General features: G+C 69.7%; 21 protein-coding genes. 10 read left to right on the top strand and 11 right to left on the bottom strand.

Translation table 11 applies throughout. The features are described from left to right. Positions 1-180: 180 nt before the first annotated feature. A complete protein-coding gene (locus ACFC09_RS10360) occupies positions 181-2,130 on the top strand; it encodes an N-acetylmuramoyl-L-alanine amidase (protein ID WP_376525576.1) in 1,950 nt (649 codons plus the stop codon). 90 nt (positions 2,131-2,220) lie between these two features. Here the strand turns inward: ACFC09_RS10360 and ACFC09_RS10365 are convergent, their stop codons facing one another. Next, positions 2,221-3,351 (bottom strand): acyltransferase family protein, encoded by a 1,131-nt coding sequence (locus tag ACFC09_RS10365; RefSeq protein WP_376525644.1) that lies wholly within the window; start codon positions 3,349-3,351, stop codon positions 2,221-2,223. A 206-nt stretch (positions 3,352-3,557) separates the two neighbouring features. On the opposite strand from ACFC09_RS10365, the gene ACFC09_RS10370 reads away from it, so the two are divergent. Then, positions 3,558-3,794 (top strand): hypothetical protein, encoded by a 237-nt coding sequence (locus tag ACFC09_RS10370; protein ID WP_376525578.1) that lies wholly within the window; start codon positions 3,558-3,560, stop codon positions 3,792-3,794. A 21-nt stretch (positions 3,795-3,815) separates the two neighbouring features. Here ACFC09_RS10370 and tatA read toward each other — a convergent pair whose 3' ends face one another. Next, positions 3,816-4,094, bottom strand: coding sequence for a Sec-independent protein translocase subunit TatA (gene tatA, locus ACFC09_RS10375; protein WP_376525580.1), 279 nt, complete (start codon positions 4,092-4,094; stop codon positions 3,816-3,818). A gap of 150 nt (positions 4,095-4,244) precedes the next feature. Here tatA and ACFC09_RS10380 point away from each other — a divergent pair, with 150 nt between their 5' ends. From ACFC09_RS10380 to ACFC09_RS10405, 6 genes are all read left to right on the top strand, one after another. Then, positions 4,245-5,855, top strand: coding sequence for an LCP family protein (locus ACFC09_RS10380; RefSeq protein ID WP_376525582.1), 1,611 nt, complete (start codon positions 4,245-4,247; stop codon positions 5,853-5,855). A gap of 269 nt (positions 5,856-6,124) precedes the next feature. Continuing rightward, positions 6,125-6,262 (top strand): hypothetical protein, encoded by a 138-nt coding sequence (locus ACFC09_RS10385; RefSeq protein ID WP_376525584.1) that lies wholly within the window; start codon positions 6,125-6,127, stop codon positions 6,260-6,262. Continuing rightward, a complete protein-coding gene (locus ACFC09_RS10390; RefSeq protein ID WP_376525586.1) occupies positions 6,243-6,779 on the top strand; it encodes a DUF6879 family protein in 537 nt (178 codons plus the stop codon). The genes ACFC09_RS10385 and ACFC09_RS10390 overlap by 20 nt, the downstream gene beginning before the upstream one ends. After that, positions 6,763-7,620 carry a helix-turn-helix domain-containing protein gene (locus ACFC09_RS10395; protein WP_376525588.1) on the top strand — a complete coding sequence of 286 codons (858 nt, stop codon included), beginning with the start codon at positions 6,763-6,765 and terminating at the stop codon, positions 7,618-7,620. Before ACFC09_RS10390 ends, ACFC09_RS10395 begins: the two co-directional genes overlap by 17 nt. A 431-nt stretch (positions 7,621-8,051) precedes the next feature. Continuing rightward, positions 8,052-8,570, top strand: a complete 519-nt coding sequence (locus ACFC09_RS10400) for a glycine-rich domain-containing protein (RefSeq protein WP_376525590.1) — start codon at positions 8,052-8,054, stop codon at positions 8,568-8,570. 135 nt (positions 8,571-8,705) lie between these two features. After that, entirely contained in the window at positions 8,706-8,840 is a 135-nt protein-coding gene (locus ACFC09_RS10405) for a hypothetical protein (RefSeq protein WP_376525592.1), read from the top strand. Positions 8,841-8,953: 113 nt separating this feature from the next. Here ACFC09_RS10405 and ACFC09_RS10410 read toward each other — a convergent pair whose 3' ends face one another. The 3 genes from ACFC09_RS10410 to ACFC09_RS10420 form a co-directional block, all read right to left on the bottom strand. Continuing rightward, a complete protein-coding gene (locus tag ACFC09_RS10410; protein ID WP_376525593.1) occupies positions 8,954-9,277 on the bottom strand; it encodes a hypothetical protein in 324 nt (107 codons plus the stop codon). A 442-nt stretch (positions 9,278-9,719) separates the two neighbouring features. Then, positions 9,720-9,974 (bottom strand): hypothetical protein, encoded by a 255-nt coding sequence (locus tag ACFC09_RS10415; RefSeq protein WP_376525595.1) that lies wholly within the window; start codon positions 9,972-9,974, stop codon positions 9,720-9,722. A gap of 389 nt (positions 9,975-10,363) precedes the next feature. Further along, on the bottom strand, positions 10,364-11,548 hold the full coding sequence (locus ACFC09_RS10420; protein WP_376525596.1) for a helix-turn-helix domain-containing protein: 1,185 nt from the start codon (positions 11,546-11,548) through the stop codon (positions 10,364-10,366). Between the two features lie 249 nt (positions 11,549-11,797). Between ACFC09_RS10420 and ACFC09_RS10425 the strand changes: the two genes are divergently transcribed. Then, positions 11,798-12,007 carry a DUF397 domain-containing protein gene (locus tag ACFC09_RS10425; protein WP_376525598.1) on the top strand — a complete coding sequence of 70 codons (210 nt, stop codon included), beginning with the start codon at positions 11,798-11,800 and terminating at the stop codon, positions 12,005-12,007. Between the two features lie 114 nt (positions 12,008-12,121). Here ACFC09_RS10425 and mgtA read toward each other — a convergent pair whose 3' ends face one another. Both mgtA and ACFC09_RS10435 read right to left on the bottom strand, forming a co-directional pair. Further along, the gene (gene mgtA / locus ACFC09_RS10430) at positions 12,122-14,785 is read right to left on the bottom strand and encodes a magnesium-translocating P-type ATPase (RefSeq protein WP_376525646.1); all 2,664 of its coding nucleotides are present in this window, start codon (positions 14,783-14,785) and stop codon (positions 12,122-12,124) included. Between the two features lie 109 nt (positions 14,786-14,894). After that, on the bottom strand, positions 14,895-15,257 hold the full coding sequence (locus ACFC09_RS10435) for an ArsR/SmtB family transcription factor (RefSeq protein WP_376525600.1): 363 nt from the start codon (positions 15,255-15,257) through the stop codon (positions 14,895-14,897). Positions 15,258-15,455: 198 nt separating this feature from the next. Here ACFC09_RS10435 and ACFC09_RS10440 point away from each other — a divergent pair, with 198 nt between their 5' ends. Then, a complete protein-coding gene (locus ACFC09_RS10440) occupies positions 15,456-15,722 on the top strand; it encodes a GlsB/YeaQ/YmgE family stress response membrane protein (RefSeq protein WP_376525648.1) in 267 nt (88 codons plus the stop codon). Positions 15,723-15,882: 160 nt separating this feature from the next. Here the strand turns inward: ACFC09_RS10440 and ACFC09_RS10445 are convergent, their stop codons facing one another. The 4 genes from ACFC09_RS10445 to ACFC09_RS10460 all read right to left on the bottom strand — a co-directional run bounded on the left by ACFC09_RS10445 (position 15,883) and on the right by ACFC09_RS10460 (position 18,941). Further along, positions 15,883-16,809, bottom strand: a complete 927-nt coding sequence (locus ACFC09_RS10445; protein ID WP_376525602.1) for an MIP/aquaporin family protein — start codon at positions 16,807-16,809, stop codon at positions 15,883-15,885. A 294-nt stretch (positions 16,810-17,103) separates the two neighbouring features. Continuing rightward, on the bottom strand, positions 17,104-17,769 hold the full coding sequence (locus ACFC09_RS10450; protein WP_376525603.1) for an SDR family NAD(P)-dependent oxidoreductase: 666 nt from the start codon (positions 17,767-17,769) through the stop codon (positions 17,104-17,106). Positions 17,770-17,798: 29 nt separating this feature from the next. After that, positions 17,799-18,461 (bottom strand): DUF4328 domain-containing protein, encoded by a 663-nt coding sequence (locus ACFC09_RS10455; RefSeq protein ID WP_376525605.1) that lies wholly within the window; start codon positions 18,459-18,461, stop codon positions 17,799-17,801. Positions 18,462-18,524: 63 nt separating this feature from the next. Next, positions 18,525-18,941 carry a hypothetical protein gene (locus tag ACFC09_RS10460; protein WP_376525606.1) on the bottom strand — a complete coding sequence of 139 codons (417 nt, stop codon included), beginning with the start codon at positions 18,939-18,941 and terminating at the stop codon, positions 18,525-18,527. Positions 18,942-19,372 lie beyond the last annotated feature (431 nt).

The following is a 19,372-nucleotide window of genomic DNA, read 5'->3' on the forward strand; positions in this document are numbered from 1 at the left end:
CGCAGGCGGCGCGCTGCCGCCGACCGGGTGGCCTGTGCCGGGTGGCTGGTCCACGCCGGTGACGCTCGGCGCGCGCCTGCGCGCCGGGCACGGAAACGTACGAGAGGTGGCGTGCAGGGCAACTCCTTTGTCCTGGTTGCGCTTGTCCGTGCTGCGACGAGCCCGTAGGAGTCACCCGCAATGAGAAAACGTGCCGCCTCCCGAGTCCTCATCGCCCTGCGCGGACACCGTCTGACGGTCTGTGTGGCCGCCTCGTCCGTCCTCGCGCTGCCGCTGCTGGCCGTACCCTCCGGTGGCGGCGACGGACCGGACGACCGGAGCCTCCAGCGCGACTTCCGGACCGCCGCGGAGGAGTACCGCGTACCGCAGAGCGTGCTCCTGGGCGTCTCCTACCTGCAGTCGCGCTGGGACGCGCACGTGGGCGCCGCGAGTGTCAGCGGCGGGTACGGGCCGATGCACCTGGTGGACGGTTCCCGGACGCCGCCGCCGGCCTCGGCCGCGCCGCCGCAGGAGGACCGCGCCCTGGCCGGTCCGCAGCAGGCGCCGCGGCCCGCGAGCCGGCCGTCCCTCCAGCCGGCCGAGCTGCGCCGCGCCGCCCGGCTGACCGGCGTCCCGGTGGAGCGGCTGCGCACGGACCCCGGCGCCAACGTGCGCGGCGGCGCGGCCGTGCTGGCGGCGACCCAGCGGCAGCTCGGCAAGCCGCTCAGCGCCCGCCCGGCCGACTGGTGGGAGGCGGTCGCCCGGTTCCCGGGCACCACCGACGCCGCGACCGCGACGACCTACGCGAACGACGTCTTCGCGCTGATCCGCAAGGGCGCGGACCGCACCACCGCCGAGGGGCAGCACATCGTCCTGGTCCCCGATCCGAGCGTCCGCCCGCGTCCCCAGTCGGCCAAGGACCCGGACCGGCCGAAGCAGGTCGAGTGCCCGGTGGAGCTGACCTGCTCCTGGCTCAGCGCGCCGTACGTCCAGTTCGAGGACGAGTACGGCAACCACGACCTGGCCGACCGGCCCCGGGACGAGAAGATCGAGTACATCGTCATCCACGACACCGAGGCGACCCTGGACTCCATGCTCAAGACCATCCAGGATCCGACGGAGGCGTCCTGGCACTACTCGGTGCGCTCCAGCGACGGCCACATCACCCAGCACATCAGGACCAAGGACGAGGCATGGCACTCGGGCAGCCAGTTCGTGAACGCCCGTTCGATCGGCATCGAGCATGAAGGTTTCCTCACCCAGCCCGACGCCTGGTACACGGAGCAGATGTACCGGTCCTCGGCGCGGCTCGTGCAGTACCTGGCGAAGAAGTACCACGTCCCGCTGGACCGGCAGCACATCTTCGGCCACGACAACGTGCCCGCGCCCACCAGCGACACGATCCCCGACATGCACGACGACCCGGGCCCGTTCTGGGACTGGCGGCACTACTTCGACCTGCTCGGCGCCCCGCTGAAGGCCACGGCCGGGGAGGACAGCGCCCTGGTGACGATCCTCCCGGACTACACCACCTACATGCCGACGTTCACGGGCTGCACCGGGGCCGGCGTGCCGTGCGCGCCGCACGGTTCCAGCGCCGTGCGGCTGCACACCCAGCCGCGCGAGGACGCGCCGCTGATCCAGGACCAGGGGCGGCGCCCGGACGGCGAGGGCTCCACCACGGACGTCAACGACCTGGGCTCGCGGGTCTCCGCCGGCCAGTCGTACGCGGTCGCCGGGCGGCAGGGCGACTGGACGGCGATCTGGTACCTGGGCCGCAGGGCCTGGTTCAAGAACGCCCGGAACCACCCGACGGCGGTCGGGGCGACGGGGCAGATGGTGACGCCGAAGCAGGGGCTGACCGAGATCCCGGTGTACGGGCGGGCCCTGCCGGAGAGCGGCGCCTACCCGGCGAACATCGACGAGGCGACCGAGGAGCCGCTGCCCTACTCCATCGGGGCGGGCCAGCGCTATGTCTCCCAGGACCGGCTCACCGGCTCGTACACCGACCGCTCCACCTTCGCCTACTCGCCGAGTCCGGTGGTGAAGGGCAGTGAGCAGTACTACGAGATCCAGTTCGGCCACCGGCTCGCCTACGTCCGGGCGAGCGACGTGGACCTGGTGAACGCGCCGGGGGCGGTGACCAAGTGACGTCCTGCCGGGTGATGCCCGCCGGGTGACGTGCGCCGAGTGACGTGCACCGAGTGACGTCCGCCGAGTGACGTGCGCGACGCGCGGGTCTCAGCCCACGCCCGCGGTGCGGGCCCGGCCCCGGTCCGGATTCCGCTCCCGGTCCGGATCCCGGTCCCGGGAGGTGGCGCGCCGGAACGCCCAGTCCATCCTCGGCTCCACGACGAACCGGAAGACCCGCCGCACCGGCGGTGTGCACAGCAGGGTGATCCCCGCCGCGGCGACGAGGGTCACCACGACCGCGCCGGCCGGCCGGTGGATCCAGTCGGGTCGGTACCAGCCCCCGGGCTTGGCCCCCTGGAGGAAGAATCCGTGCAGGAGGTAGCCGTACAGGGTGCCCGCCCCCAGCGCGGTGCACCACAGGCGGCGCCCCGGGATCCAGGACAGGAAGCAGGCCACCAGGGTCAGCGAGATGCCGAGGACGACCAGCGTCAGCACCGGCCCGTACCAGCCGGGAGCGCCCAGTTGCTCGGCGCTGTCCCGGTGGAAGAACCAGGCGTACTTGTAGCGCGGCACCGCCCAGTACGCCACGGCCACCGCGGCGGCGAACACCGGTACGGCCGCGATCCGCACGGCGCGGCGCCGCACCAGCCGGAAGTGCTCCGGCCGCAGCGACAGGCCGAGCACGAAGTACGGCAGGAACTGAAGGACGCGCTGGAGGTCGAGGTCCTTGCCGATGGACGGTGTCAGGGTGGCGAGCATCGCGACGGCGAGCGCCAGGGGCAGCGGCCACCGTAGGAGCTTCCACAGGGGCGTGGTCAGCCGCCAGATGAACAGGGCCACCAGGAACCAGGTGAGGTACAGCGGGTCCAGCAGGCTGATCGCCCGGTCCGGTTCGTGGTCCGACCACCGGGTGAAGAGGGTGTACGCCACCTCGAACACCACGTAGGGCACGACCAGCCCGGTGACCAGCCGTTTGAGCCGGGCCGGGCTCGCGTCGAAGTTCCGCGAGAAGTAGCCGGAGATCACGATGAAGGCCGGCATGTGGAAGGCGTAGACGACCGTGTAGAGGGCGGTGACGGCACGGCTGCCGGCGCGCAGCGGCTCCCAGGCGTGTGCCACGGCGACGAGCACGATCGCCGCGTACTTCGCGTTGTCGAAGAACGCGTCCCGTGGGCCGCCCGGGTCCGGCGGCGCGGCCGGTTGTGGACGGGGGCCGCCCGAGGGCGGCGAGTCGGTGATGATCCCTTCGACGATCCCTTCCCGACGGAACCCGGACAGAGCGGCACACCCCTTTACGTCTTTACGCCTATGCCTTTACACCGATTGCGAGCGGGAACGGCCAAGATCCCCGACCGGCACCGTATTCACCGATTGTCACACTCGTAAACCCGGGCGTGACAGGCATCACATCCCACGGACACTTGCGCAACCCATAATCTGTCGCCGTGGATTCGAGCGACGAGACGGGGATCGAGAGTGCGGTACTCGACGGGGGCCCCGCGGACGGGCTGCGGATGACGGTCACCGGCCGGCCGCGGGTGATCCAGGTGACGTTCCCCTGCGAGGTGGACGCCGCGCCGCCCCGGCCCGGGGTGCGCGCCGAGGCGGTGTTCGTCTACCGCCGTGACTTCCGGGTCAAGAACGAGCCGCTGCGCTATGGCTTCGACATCGCCAGCCCCTGAGCGGCGCCGGGAGCGCCCGGTTCAGCGCGCCGCGGGTTCCTCGGCGGCGGGATGGGCGGCCGTCGGGTCGCCGGGAGCGGACTTGATGACCCGCGGCGCGGCGGGCACGTCCCCGGGCTGCGCGGACGCGGCCGCGGACGCGCCGCCGTCGTCCTTCATGGCCTTGGCCTCGCTCTTGAGGATGCGCATCGACTTGCCCAGCGCACGGGCGGTGTCGGGCAGCTTCTTCGCACCGAACAACACGATGATCACGATCGCCACGATGAGCAGGTGCCACGGCTCAAGTCCGTTGCGGAGCATCTGGCCACTTCCTTTCCCAGCCGGACAGCGGCACGGACCGGGGCCCGGCGTACCATCTGCCATCATTGCCACATTGCGCAACTGTACAACCATAGGACGGGGCGAGGCGTCCCCTCTGTGTACGAGCCGGACCGGATGAGGGCGCGACGCATGACGAGCACCAGGGACCTTGACCACCCCTCGGACCACCCCTCGGAGCACCCCTCGGAGCACCCCTCGCGTCACCGGCGGCGGGACGCCCCGCCCCGGCGCGGCGCGCCCGACGGGCCGCCCGCCTCCCACGGCCGGCGCGCCGCCCGGGGCCGCAGACGCAGCCCGTGGCGGACCGCGCTCCTGGTCACCCTCGCGCTCGTGGTGCTCGGCGCGGCGGGCCTCGGCTGGATCTACTTCAAGCTGAACGGCAGCATCAGCACCTTCGACGCGGGCGGACTGTCCAAGAACCGCCCCGACGACGCCGCGTCCAAGGGCGTGAACGTGCTCGTCATCGGCTCCGACTCGCGCACCGACGGCAACAACGCGCTCGGCGGCGGCAGCAAGGACGACATAGGCCGCTCCGACACCGCGTTCCTGCTGCACGTCTACGCCGACCACAAGAACGCGATAGCCGTCTCCATACCCCGCGACACCCTGGTCACCATCCCGCCGTGCAGGCTGCCGGACGGCAGTTGGACCCAGACCCAGACCAACGTCATGTTCAACGCGGCGTTCTCGGTCGGGGAGACCGACAAGGGCAACCCGGCCTGCACCCAGAACACGGTGGAACAGCTCAGCGGGTTGCGCGTCGACCACACCGTGGTCGTCGACTTCAAGGGCTTCGCCGCGCTCACCGACGTGGTCGGCGGCGTGGAGGTCTGCCTGCCCAACGACATCTACCAGAACGATCTCAGCCCGAGCCGCACCACCCGCGGCGACCTGATCTTCAAGAAGGGCGTGCAGACCGTCTCCGGGCAGAAGGCCCTGGACTACGTCCGGCTGCGGCACGGCATCGGCGACGGCTCCGACATCGGCCGGATCAAGCGCCAGCAGGCATTCGTCTCCAGCCTCCTCAAGAAGATCAAGAGCGACGGCCTGACCCCGACCAAGCTGCTGCCGCTGGCGACCGCCGCCACCAAGTCCATGACCGTCGACCCGGGCCTGGGCTCGGCCGACAAGCTCATCTCGTTCGCGATGTCGCTCAAGGACATCGACCTGCGCAACACCAAGTTCGTGACCATCCCCTGGCGCTACGAGGGCTCGCGCGTCGCGATCGTCGAACCGGACGCGTCCGCTCTGTGGGCCGCGCTCAAGGACGACCGCACCCTGGACGGCAAGGATGCCGGCGGCAAGAAGAAGACGACGGCCTCCGCGTCCGCCTCGCCCAGCCCCGCCCAGAACGTCTCCGGGGCGGGCATATCCGTCACCGTCTACAACGGCACCCTCACCACCGGCCTGGCCGGTGACGCGGCGCGGGAGCTGACCCAGCACGGTTTCACCGTCACCGGCACCGGCGACGCGAACAGCCAGGACCACACCACCACGGTCATCCAGTACGGCTCCGGCCTCCAGGGCCACGCCCAGACGGTCGCCAAACTCTTCCCCGGCGCCCAGCTCCAGGCCATCGGCGGCTCGGCCCTCAACGTGGTCGTGGGCACCGACTACGCCCCCGCCGGCTCCGCCGCGTCCTCACCGACCCCGTCCGCGGTCCCCAGCTCGGTCGCCGACAGCGCCCGCTCGGCGGACGACAACCTGTGCTCCAACCTCACCTACGGCGCGGGCGGCTGACCGGGCGGACGGCTGCTTTCGGGGCGGGCCGCCCACCTGACCACCTACCTGTCGGCACTGCTCAGAGCGCACATACCTGTGACTCGGGCCCACCGTTCTATGCGACTTCGTGACTTGACGGTGGTCCGGCCTTGTGACTGCGGTAGGACGGTCCGTAACTTGCTCACTACGCGTCGGAGGGGGTCTCAGTGGACGAACTACGGATCATCGCTGGTGGACCGTGCGAGAGCGGCGAGGACGACGAGTGCGGGAATGGCGACTGTCCGACCGTGTACACGACGCAGGAACCCGGCATGCTGGCCGTCCAGGGCTACGACGTGGTCCACCCGACGCCGCATGGTGAGTCTGTCGTACTCATCCCGGAAGACATCCTGAGGGAGGCGGCGCGTGCCCGAGGATGGCTCTGACGCCGTGTATCTGGACGGCGAGGACTGGCAGGCGTACTTCCGCAACTTCAAGCGCTCGGCGTTCCGGCTCGAAGTGCACCAGACCTACACGATGCCCGCTGAGGCGGAGGCAGTCGGTGCCTTCTTGGCCGGGAGGCCCATGCCGGAAGGGTTCAACGCGTCGTGGCACCAGAGCATCAGGGATCACGCAGCGGCGGGACGGACAATGACTCGTGCGAAGATCGTCCGTAGGCCGCTCACGCCGTACAGCCGCTATCTCTTCGAATGGTGCATCCCCGGAAACTCCACGGCAGGGGAGAACTACCGGATCGTTGATTTGACCGACCTCCCCGATCCTGGATTGCCTGAACAGGATTTTTGGTTGTTCGATGAGACGACCGTCGTACATCTCAACTACCGATCCGACGGAACCCAGATCAATCGGGAGCTGATCCAGGATCCGGACATCGGTAAGTATCTTGCGTTGCGGGATCTCGCGCTAGAAAGTTCCGTACCATTCAGTGTCTATCGAACCTGAAACACAAGCACGAGATCGAAAGGACCTGGCGGAGGCCCTTCGGGGTCTCCGCAGGGCCGCCGGTCTCAGCGGCGAACGACTGGCAATTCGCTGCAACATGAGTCAAACGAAGATCAGCCGCATTGAAACCGGGAGGGCACTGCCGACCGTTATTGATGTCGAGCGTATCCTCAAGGCGCTTGCAGTTCCTGATGAGGTCGCCGACGAGCTTCTCAGTTTGACCCGAAGGGCTAACGTCGACTACGCATCTTGGCGTGCCTACGCGCGCGTTGGGCTCTATCACAAGCAGGCCGAGCTGCGGGCGCTTGAATCGTCGTCGCGGCTGATGCGACACTTTCTGCCTGCTGTCCCCACTGGTCTTCTACACGTTCGTGAGTACGCAGTCGAGACGCTTTCTCCTACGGTGGCCAGCGACCCGGCCCGGGATGTTGCGCGGGCGGTCCAGGCCCGTTTGGAACGTCAGGCCATCTTGGATGACGGGTCGCGATCATTCCGGTTCCTGATGACTGAACAGGCCGTCAGGTGGCAGCGAGCCAGCACCGGGGCCATGGCAGCGCAGTGCGCACACATGGCCGAGGTCAACAGGAAACCCAATGTCGAGATCGGGATAGTCAAACAGGATGCACAGATTCCCGGCACTCCTATGAATATCTTTGTTGTCTACGATGACCGTCTTGTCACCATCGAGCTGTTCTCCGGAGAAGTGGTGTTGCGTGATCCCAGGGATGTAACGCAGCACATCAATTTGTTCGATCTCTTTTGGTCTTATGCCCGCACTGGCGATGACGCTTCCGCCTATCTCGAAGAAGTCGCAGATGGGTTTATGCGTCAACGTAACTAGCGCTCCACAGGCATGTGGTACAGCGCGAAAATAGACGCATGGTGAGCGACAGCAGGGCACACGAGACTGAGGCGGCTGATCATCTAGTCTCGGTCATGCAAGATCGAGACTGGGGGACGGGCTGTGAAGCATCAGAACGGCGATGCGGTACGTGCTGCACAGGATTACTGAGCATCCCGACACAGGCGTCACTTTTGAGGCCGAATATCCACACTACGGGTGGACGGCAACACCTTCCACTGACTCGGCATCCGTCGACGTGGAATGCATGAGCCACACGGGCGGGTCCGGTCACGCAGGATTCCGGCGTATCCGGGACCTCATTCGAGCATGGTCATTCGTGCCGAGTAGAACCACGATCCCGGTGGCGAAAAGCGTAGACAGTCGTGACCGGGACAGGCAGGAAAACTCCACAACAGGGAGGAAAGCACATGCACGATGTACGCGCATTACTGACCCCTGCCGCGTTCGGGGGTGTCGTCGCAACCGTCATCGACAACAACCCCGGTACGGACGAGGCCATGGCGCAGCGGATCGTGGAGGAAGCTCTCAAGTTCGTAACCGCCGCCGTGCAGTTCCCGACCGTCAGGATCACGCCCTCCAATGTTGTGGACGAGGGATGGCACGCCCTGATCCTGCACACGAACCTGTACGAGAAGCTGTGCAGCCGCCTCGGGCGGTTCGTGCACCACTGGCCCGAACGCCCGGACGCCGGTCGTCACGACGAGCACGCACTCACCCGCACGATCGCCCTTCTCGAACAGGCCGGTCACACCGTGGACGGTGAACTGTGGACCGGTCCGGCCAAGGCGCTGGTCCCGGTGGCAGCCAACTGCTCGCACACGCCCAAACCCGGCGGCTGCGGTCCCATCAATCCGGGTAACTGCGCTTCGCACTGCTCGGGCGACGGCGACGGCGACGGCGGTGGCGGTGGCGGTGGCGGTGGCTAGGCTGGCCGCAAGTGGACGGAAGGCGGAAACATGGACGCTGAGCAGGCACGACAAGTGGACGCCTTACTGAGGCAGTTGGGAATCCCCGGTGTAGTCGCGCCTGATGACCCGGAGAGCACGGCCGGAAAGTGGCGTGTGTACGACACCGCCGACCCGGTCACACGCCGGGACGTGACCGCCGACGTGCTGGCGTTCGTGGCCGCCCGGTTCCCCGGGACACCGGGTTCAGGTCCGACGCGGGGATTCACCATCCCGCCCAAGGACGAGTGACCGCCTGCTGGCCCCACAGAAAAGGAACGCCCCTATCTCAGATGGATTGGGGCGTTCCTTCGGTTTGTTCCGTCATCACTTCAGGGCCCGTTCGACGGTGACAACCGGGCGGCCTACGGGTCCTGGCGCCGTACGCCCCATTCCGTCAGGCGTTCCGCGATCCAGGAGTGGCTGAGGTTGAAGGACCGGGCGAGGGACGCGACGGACTCACCGTCCCGATACCGCGCGATCACATCCGTCCGTTGGTCGACGAACTCGGCCTGCGCGGCGCGTACGTCGTCCTTCGACCGGCGGACCATACGTCCCCGGAACACCCGCTGCGCAGAGCGCCGATGCAGATGCGCCTCATGGCGCTGACGACGCGGGACGCCCCATTCGTCGAGCCGCAGGGTCAGCCAGCGGGGGGTCACGCCGTATGCGTCAGCGATCCTGCTCACCGGTTCCCGCGCCAGGTACCGCGCGGTGATCGTCTCCCTGTCCGCACGAGCGGTTTTCCTCGCGGCGGCCCTCTCGGCCGGAGTCGGGCGGCGGCACACCGTGCTACCTCCAGAATTCTGTCGCTGTGTCACGTCACGTTCCGGGCAGACACCGACGGGGAGCGCGGCTGCTGCCGGTGCGGACGTCGGTCAGACGTGGTACGTCGTCCCCCAACTGGCTGCGCCCCGCTCCCAGCACAGGCGCACAAGTCGATCTGGTCGGATGGGGTTCCTCGGCTCACACAAGGCAGCCGCCCTCCGTGCCTGCGCCGAAGGGTGGCCGCTTTCGTGCACAGCCCTGACCCGATGCGACTGTCATGGGGTTTCCGCACGTCAGGCGGTGTGGGAGCCGCGTAGGGCGACAGGAACTTCGGCTGCGCCCTGACGCACGAGGGTTGTTCGGCTATGCGCCGGTAAGCCGCTCGTACAACTCGGCCTGGGCGGCTACTTCCGTGTGCAGTTCGGACCACGTGGCAGCGGTGACCGTGCGGCACAGCGGCTGCGCGGTCTGGCCGTATTCCGCCTTGAGGGCATCCACGGGGTACGGGGAGGTCGCGTACCAGTGGGCCGTGTGCTTGCCATCCGGCGTCGAGGGGAAGGAGGCCCAGCCCTGCGGCAGTTGCGGGAGCCCGCCCTTGTGCTGCTGCGGCCGGGTCACCGCGTCATCCCCTTCTGGGCGCAGTCCGCGTGCCAATAGGCCGCGACCGGGGAGGAGTCCCGGCGGGCGAGCATTCCCCGGCGGCAAACCTCAAGACTCGTAATCGGCTTCAGGCACGAGGGGCACGTTTCGTCCTTCGGCGCGTACGTCGTGTACTCCCACTGCCCGGCATCGGTGTCCGCCTTGGTCATCGGCTGGCCCCCGCTCGTCGGCGCAGCGGAAGCATTCTGGTTGTATGGGTCACGTCATCAACCCCATATCGGTTGGTGGCCACGCCCCCGGACCGGTCGCACGGTCGCGGGGGTCTTCTGACCCTGGCATCGTGCCGACATGCGAAGGCCGGAACTATCAGACGTCGCTGATAGCTCCGGCCATTGCGTGACACTGCGTCAGAACCGCAGCCATGAACCGTAGTTGCTGAAGGTATCCGGCATCCTGCGCTTGGCTGCCTCCAGCCCGGCGAATGTCTCGCGCACCATGGGGTGATACCGCGTCTGCTGCGGTGCCAGCTTGCGTGCCGCCAACAGGCTTTTGAATGCTGCGTCCGTGCGCCCTGTCCACATCTGTGCTCGCGCCACCTCGGCGTGATGGTGTGCGAGTCGGGACGGCGGCCATCCGTCCGGGATCGTGATCTCCTGCGCGCAGTGCACGGCTTCAGGGTAAAGGTCCAGTTCAGTCAGCACGCCGACCCGGTGTACGCCGACGTTGGTCGGACCGAAGGACAGCCAATGCACCTTCTCGGCCGGACCGGTCCGCTCTGCGATGCGTTCAGCTTCGCTGAGGTGTCCCTCCGCGACGCTCTTGTCCTTGTCCCGGGCCGCCAGCACGGCGGCGCCGAGGTGGAGCTGTCCGGTGACAGCATCAGTCACGCGCCCTGGCTCCGCCTGTTCCAGGGCGGCCATGCCCAACCGGACCAACCGTTTCCCCGTCCGGTAGTCGCTTGCCCGGAGGTAGGCGAGTGCTCTCAGGTACTGACGCATCCCGCCCAGCACGGGGTCAGAGGCACGCTGTGCTGCCCAGCCCATACGGTCGAGCGCCACCGTGCACAGGTCGGGAAACCCGAGTTTCGTTGTCACGTCGTACGCGGTCCGGTACGTGCTCGCGAGCAGCCGCCAACTACGGCCTGTCGGGTCCGTGTGCGCCGTCGTCGTGGCCTCGCGAATCAGAGCGGGAAGGTCGGCGGCAACCTGCTTGATGTTCGTCGCGCGGACCATGGCACACAGCTTCTCTGCGTGTGCCTCCAGTTCCTCGACGGGGCGCGGGGTCACGTCCGGGTCCGGGCCGAGATCGTAGACGTTCAGGGCTTCACGGATCGGGTTGATCAGTCCGTCGAGTTGGTCTTGCCTCAACTCTTCGAGATAGGGCTGACCGGTCAGCTCGGTGACCGGTACGGACAAGGTGCGGGCGAGTGCGCCGATCACCGAGGGGCTTGCGGGCAGGGCGCCCTGCTCCACCTTGGTCAGGGTGCTGTAAGAGACGTGCGAGAGGTCGGCCAACTCGCGTTGAGTCAACCGGCGGACCTTGCGCGTGTGCGCGATGCGTGCGCCCGTGTGCTCGTCAGTGTGCGGGGGCATACTGGTCTCCGTTCTGCGTCGACACCAGAACCGTACCCCTGGCCCTGTGCCCGGGAACTGAGATCGGCCCCCGTCCCACCTGGACGGGGGCCGTTTCGTCTGCTTGTGAAGTGCGGTAATGCCACGCTCGGGCACGCCGCCGGCCGTAAAGGTCGCCGACCGGTCCGGGGATGCCTGGCAGCGGCTGACCTCCGCCGCACTGCCTGTTGAAGCATCGATGCAACTGATCACCGAGATGAGGAAGATCGCATGAGCCATGTTGATGACGCCTTGACCCTGCCCGTGACCTGGTGGAAGTCCACCTACAGCGACAGCGCGGCGCAGTGCATCGAGTACGGCATCGTCGGCGCCGGGACGGTGGCCGTACGGGACAGCAAGGACCCGCACGGACCCGCGCTGCTGTTCACCCGCGCCGCTCTGTCTTCGTTCTCGGCGGCGCTCGGGAAGTTCGACGCATAAGAACCACACGCTCGACGACGGCCCGCCCCGCGGAAGGCATTCAGGGCGGGCCATCCGTCGTGCGGGGGCGCCTCGCTCCGTGAGCCGTCGCGGACGGACCACGGGGTAGTGGAGCTACGGCATGGGATCGGTCAGCGCGCGTCGTTCGTAACGACCCCGGAAGAGGACCAGCGCCCCCGCGTACAGCGCGAGGACGACCGCGAGAAGCAGGTAGTACGCCATCGGCAAGGTGGTCAGGCCGAGCATCGGGCCCAGCGGGGACAGCGGCAGCGCGACCCCGATGACGGCCAGCCCGGTCGCGGCCCAGCCGACCGGGCCGAGCGAACGCTCCGCGACGAGCCGCCGCCCGGTGCGCAGCAGCACCATCACCAGGCCCTGGGTGAGCAGGTTCTCGGTGAACCAGCCGGAGTGGAAGACCGCCTCGTCGTCCCCGGTGCCCGGCCCGTGCAGGGACAGCGCGAGGACGGCGAACGTGGCCAGGTCGGCGAAGGCGTTGAGGACGCCGAAACCGGTGATGAAGCGCAGCACCTGGCGGGCGCTGAGCACCGTGGGGCGGCGCAGCACCGACGGGTGGGGACGGTCGTAGGCGAAGGCCAGCTGAACGGTGTCGAAGCACAGGTTCTGCACCAGCACCTGCGCCGGGAGCATCGGCAGGAACGGCATCAGCAGCCCCGCCGCGAGCATCGCGATGACATTGCCGAGGTTCGACGACAGGGTGATGCGCAGATAGCCGGCGACATTGCCGCCGCTGTGCCGGCCTGCGCCGATGGCGTGCCCGATCGCGGTGAGGTCCTTCTCGGCGAGGACGACATCGGCGATCTCCCGGGTCACGTCCGCCGCGTCGCGCGGGGCGATGCCGACGTCCGCGGCGCGCAGCGCGGGCAGGTCGTTGACGCCGTCGCCGAGGAAGCCCACGGTGTGCCCGCCGGCCCGCAGCGCGGCGGCGACGCGCGCCTTGTGCTCGGGGGTGCAGCGGGCGAAGACGGTGGTACGGCGGGCGAGTGCGGTGAGTTCGGCGTGGGTGAGGGAGTCCGTCCGGTCGGCGGTCACCACGGCGTCCGGGCCGAGCGGAATGCCGAGGTCGCGGCAGGCGCGGGCCGCGGTGCCGGGATGGTCACCGGTCAGGATCTTGACGGCGACCCCCTGTCCGGCGAACGCCGCCAGCGCCTCGGCGGCGGTGGGCGCGAGGGCGTCGCGGAAGGTGACGAGGCCCTGGAAGGTCAGCCCGCGTTCGTCGGCCGGGGTGTAGTCACGGGCGCGGGCGGGACGCTCCGCGGTGGCGACGGCCAGCACCCGCAGCCCCTCGCGCGCGGTCCGGGCGGCGAGGTCCGCGAGCCGGTCGCGTTCGTCCGCCGCCAGAACACAGCGCTCCAGTACGGCCTCCACGGCGCCCTTGACGACGAGCGTGTGGGTACCGAGGCGGTGCGGGGTGCGGACGACGGCGGTGGACAGCCGGCGCACGGGATCGAACGGCAGGGCGGCCACCCCCTCGTACGCCATGAGGTCGGCCTCGTCCGCCGCGTCCAGCAGCGCCTCGTCGAGGGCGTCCGGTGCGGGCAGGTCGGCGAGTTGCAGCGTCCACCAGGCGTTGACGGCCGCCCAGCGCCCGACGCCCGGGTCGGTCCGGCCGGCCGCGTCGAGGCCCCGTTCGACGACCGGCCGGTCCTGGGTGAGGGTGCCGGTCTTGTCCAGGCACAGCGTGTCGACGGCGCCCAGGTCGTGCAGCGCCGGGAGCCGTTTGACGATCACGCCGTGGCTGCGGGCGAGCAGCGCCGCGCCCCGGGTCAGACAGGTGGTGACGACGACCGGCAGCATCTCCGGGGTCAGCCCGACCGCCACGGCGACGGCGAACGGCAGGGTCTCCAGGCCGCGCCCGCGCAGGGCGGCGCCCGCCATCAGCACCAGCGGCGGGGTGAGCAGCATGAAGCGGATCAGTATCCACGAGATGCCGTTCACGGACTGTTCGAAGGCGCTCGGCTCCCGCGGCCGGGCCGTCCGCCCCTCGGCGGCGGCGAGCCGGGTGTGCGCCCCGGTGGCGACGACCACGGCGGTGGCGCTGCCGGAGACGACGCTGCTGCCCTGGTGGCACAGTTGCGGCTGGTCGAACACCGCGGTGGTCCCGGGGAACGGGCCGTCCGCGGCGGTCTTGGCGACGGGGGCCGACTCCCCGGTCAGCGCGGCCTGGTGCACGGTGAGCCCGGTCGCGCGCAGCAGCCGTACGTCCGCCGGGACCAGGTCTCCCGCGCCGAGTCTCAGGATGTCCCCGGGGACCAGTTCCGCCACCGGGATCTCCCGGGCGGCGGGCGCCGTCGCGGCGTCGGCGCGGCGCAGCACGGTGGAGGTGGTGGCGACCAGTTCGCGCAGCCCGGCCATGGACCGGTCGGCCCGGTGCTCCCCACTGGCGCGCAGCACGCAGCTGACCACGACCAGCAGCAGGATGACGCAGGCGGTGCCCCAGGCGAAGACGGCGGCGGAGACCACGCCGAGGCAGAGCAGCACCGCGGTGAACGGGTCGCGGACGCCGCGTACGGCGAGCCGGAGCCAGGAGGCGTCCTGCCGGGCCGGCAGGGTGTTCTCCCCGGCACGGGCCAGCCGGGCGGCCGCCTCGTCGTCCGTCAGACCGCGCGGCCCGGTGTCCAGCCGCCGCAGGAGCTGGAGGGTCGTGGCCGGGCCGGACGGCACGGGCACCGGTCCGGCGCCGACGGCGATGTCCGCTCCGCCGGTCGCGACCGGCGCCCCGGCCCCGCCCTGCCCGGCGGCCAGGGCGACCTCGGGCAGCCCGGACCGCGGTTCGACGGCGCCCCAGAGGGGGGTGGGAAACCGCGCGACCGGCTGCGGCTGCGCCGAGGAGGGACGACGACGCAGCACGGGCAATGCGGGGAAGCGCTTAGACACCGGATCCAGACGCCCGGCGGGCCGCCGTGGTCGGGAATTCGGCGCGCGCGGCCAGTTGTCCGACCATGAGCCGGACGACCGTGACGACGTCGGGATCGTCGACGTAGTAGACCTGCCGGCGGCCCTCACGGCGGGAGCGGACCAGACCGGCCAGTTTCAGCTTGGACAGGTGCTGGCTGACCGCGGGCAGCGCCCCGCCCACCCGGTCGGCGAGGTGGGTGACGTCGCTCTCACCCTCGGACAGCGCCCACATGATGTGCAGCCGGGCCGTCGAGGCGAGCAGGCCGAACGCGGCAGCCGCCTCCGCGAGCACCTCGGCGGAGGGGTCCTGGAAGCCACCGACGAATCGCCCCACGGCTCTCTCTCCTGTCCACCCAGGTCACGGCCATCGTCCACGCGCCGCCCAGTGTAAGTGGAGGCGCGATGTCCTGAACACGTGACGAAATCCCCACAACTCTTTGCCAAGGGTCCACGACCCCTCGCGAACGCCCCCTTGATCACCCCTAGGCTTGCGCAAGCAAGCAACTCATTCCCTCGGTTGGAGGACAACGACGTGGGCATCATCGGCTGGATCATCCTCGGACTGTTCGCCGGAGGCATCGCCAAGATCCTGCTGCCCGGCCGCGACCCCGGAGGTCTGATCGGCACCACCCTGATCGGCATCGTCGGCGCCTTCCTCGGCGGCTGGCTCTCCTCGCGCTTCCTCGACCGTCCGGTCCAGAAGGAGTTCTTCGACCTCTACACCTGGGGCGCGGCCATCGCCGGTTCGCTGGTCCTGCTCGTGGGCTACCGCATCCTGTTCGGCAACTCACGCGACTGACCCGACGGGCGTGGCGCCCCTGTGCCACCGCTCCGGCGGCCACCCGCCGCCGGAGCGGCCCACCACCGCCCACCGGCCCACCACCGCCCACCGGCCCACCACCGCCCACCGGCCCGCCGCCGCTCCCCTGCTCGGCCTCCTCCTCGTGCTCGGCCGAGGGTCATGCCCGGGTGCGGCCCGGCTCGGGGGGTACCTCCGCCTGGGAGCGGATGTGCAGCACGTCACCGACGAACAGGTCGTAGACCAGTACGCCGATGACCCCGCCGACCAGCGGTCCGACGATCGGGATCCACCAGTAGTCGCTGAACGAACCGGCCAGCGAGCCCGGCAACGCCAGCTCGTTCCAGCCGGCCGCCCAGGCGAGCAGGCGCGGCCCGAAGTCGCGGGCCGGGTTGACGGCGTACCCCGCGTTCGCCCCGTAGGACATGCCGATGGCCGCGACGGCGAAGCCGATCAGCAGCGGTCCGAGGTTCGCCTTGACCGCCGTGTTGCGCAGGTCGATGAGGGCGACGACGAACATGGCCAGGAACGCGGTGCCGACGATCTGGTCGAACAGGGGTCCCCAGACCGCGCCGTGGAAGTACGGGCCCGGGAACGTGCCGAAGATCGAGAACGTGGTGAGCGTGTGCCCGTTCACCTTCGGCGCCTTCAGCAGGTTGTCGAAGGTGTTGATCGCGTCGTGGTAGACCCCGTACACCAGCGCCGCCCCGGCGAAGGCGCCGATCACCTGGGACAGCCAGTACGCCGGGATCTTGGCCCAGGGGAACCTGCGGCGCAGCGCGAAGGCCAGCGTCAACGCCGGATTGAGGTGCGCGCCGCTGACACCGCCGGCCACGTAGACGCCGAAGACGACGGCCATGGCCCAGCCCCAGGTGATCAGCAGCCAGTCCCCGGCGCTGATGAAGAAGATCGTGGGGCCCTGCGTGCGGCCCGTACCCGGCAGACCCGCGACCGCCACCGCGACCGAACCGCAGCCGAAGGCGACGAGGACGAGCGTCCCGAGGAACTCCGCCATGCACTCCCCGAGAAGGCCGCCGCGCCGCCTGAGTACGGAGGGTTTGAGCAGGGGAGCGATTTCCACAGCCATGCGGCCTCCTCGCGGGACATTTCGGTCTTTACCACTATGAGTAACGACCTGATCGCGCACAATTCACGATCCACCACATGCCACTCCGCCACGGAGAGAAATCACACCCGCACGCACGGCGACCCCGCGACGCCACGCCTCCCCCGGACTTCCCCGGCCTCCCCGGACTTCCCCGGCCTCCCGGACTTCCCCGGCCTCCCGGACTTCCCCGGCCTCCCGGGCCCTCCCCGGAGACGCCCGTTCCCCGCGCCGTCCACAGCGGCACGGGGAACGGAGGGGGTACGGGGGTGACGGTCAGCCGTCGAGGTCGTCGGCGAAGTGCCGGAAACCGTGCCGGTCCCGGTGCAGCTCCCACAGGGTGCCCGCGAGGACGTCCGGGTCCTTGCGCTCGTGCCCCGGGACGATCGCGCCGGGGATGACGAGCTGGGCGACGTGGATGCCCTCGGCCACGAGCGTGTCGTGCAGCAGACGCGCGTACGCGCTCTCGGCGGCGAAGGCGATCGAGGTGCCCGCGCGGTCCGGGTGCGGGACCACCGCGGTGCCCCCGTTCACGAACAGGATCGTGCCGCGGCCCAGTTCCCGCATGCCGGGCAGTACCTGCCGGACCGCGGCGACGGGCCCGTACACGGAGAACTCGACGGGGGCGATCAGGTCCTGGTACGTCGTCTCCAGCACCGGCCGCATGAAGTCCCACCGCGGCAGCGGGCTGTACTGGAGCACCTCGACGGGGCCGAGGCTCGTCGCGGCCCGGTCCAGGGCGGCCCGCAACTGCTCCGGATCGTGCACGTCGGCGGCGAAGCCCCGCGCGTTCACTCCTTCGGTGCCGAGGGCGTCGGCCAGCGCGTCCAGCCGGGCCGCGTCCCGGGCGACGAGCGCGACGTCGAAGCCCTCGCGGCCGAACCGGCGCGCGACGGCGGACCCCAGGCCGGGGCCCGCCCCGATGATGGCGATCGTGGTCATGGTGCGACCGTACTCGGCACGACGGACGGTCACATTCCGCCGGTGGCCTCCGCACCGCCTGTGGCCACCGTCGGTGCCGCGGTGATGGCACGGACCATGAAGACCGCTGCCACGGCCGCGCCCACCATGGCCACGTCGGCCACCATCAGCTGCCAGACATTCGTGTAGGCGAGTTCGATCATTTCGTCGGTGGATTTCTCGGTCAGCAGGCCGACGCTGCTCAGCAGGCCGATCAGCCACAGTGCCCACCACACGTTCACCACGGCCGGCAGCCGCCTGTCCGGCGCGCTCCTGCGGTGGACGTCGGCGACCAGCCCGCGCGGGAACCACAGGTTCACGACCGGCATGATCCAGCTCAGCCAGACCCAGATCCCGAGGTACTTCGCCGGCTGCCCCGACAACGCCAGCGCGTTGTCCCGCACCCGGTCGAGCCACACGATGAAGGCGAGCGCGCAGAGCAGTACGACGGCACCGGTCGCGTTGGTGACGACGTGGTACGAGTCCTCCAGCGAGGTCGGCAACCGGTGGACGCCGTCGCCCTGGTCCAGCGGACCCGAGGCGGGCTCGCCGGCCATCGCGAGTCTGATCTCCCAGACCGTCCGGACCAACCAGGCGGCACCGGCGAGGAGAAGAGTCGCCATCGCGAAGCGAGCCGCGAACTGGGCGGGGCGCGGAGCGCGAGGCTGAGTCATGTCATCGGTCACAGCGGCATCCTGGCCGACGGCTCGCGCCCGGCGCCAGGGAAAACCGCCCGGTCAGGGTGTTCTGGGACCGGGCTGATACACAGCCAGCGCCCAGATCACGAAGACGCCGATGCCGATCAGGATGATCGACCAGATCGGCGAGTACGGCAGGAACAGGAACTGGATGATCACGCTCAGCACCGCGAGGGCGATACCGATGGCCCGCGCCCACTCGGCGCCCCGCAGGATCCCCACACCGGTGACGGCGGCCAGGACGCCCAGGACGACCAGGATCCAGCCCCAGCCGGTGAGGCTGATCTTGTAGACGTAGTCGCCGATGCGGGCCCACACGTCGTCGGCGGAGATCGCCGAGATGCCCTGGAGGATGGCGAGGATGCCGTTCACCAGCATCAGGACGCCCCCGAAGACGACTCCGCCGGTGACCCAGCCGCTGTTCGGCGGCGGGGTCGAGTGCGCCTGCTGTGCCATGCCGTGCCTCCGTGGGTGATCCCGCGGGCCGCGCCGGACCGCCCGGTCCGGGCGCCGCCGGGTGTCCTGCCGGGCCCGACCGCCGCCGGGCGCCGCCGGGGTGTCCTGCCGGGCTGACCGCTGCCGGGTGTCCTGCCTGACCGAGCTGCCGGGTGTCCTGCCGGGCCGTCCGGCTGTCCGGCCGTACGTGCCGTCACGTCACGGACGGCACGTCACGTCTCGTACCGTCTCGTACCGTCCCGTACCCTCACGTCCCGTGTCTCCGACGATCCGGCCCGGCACCGCGCCGCACCACGGGTGGTACGCCATCCGGATGACGCCGATACGCGGACGACGGCGACGCGTCCCATCGCACCCCACCCCGCCCAGATCTGACAAGAACCGTTCGCTTTCCGCCCGCTTTCGGGGATTCCCGGAGTAATTCGACCGGG

It is taken from the genome of Streptomyces sp. NPDC056161 (assembly GCF_042268025.1).
Classification (GTDB): domain Bacteria; phylum Actinomycetota; class Actinomycetes; order Streptomycetales; family Streptomycetaceae; genus Streptomyces.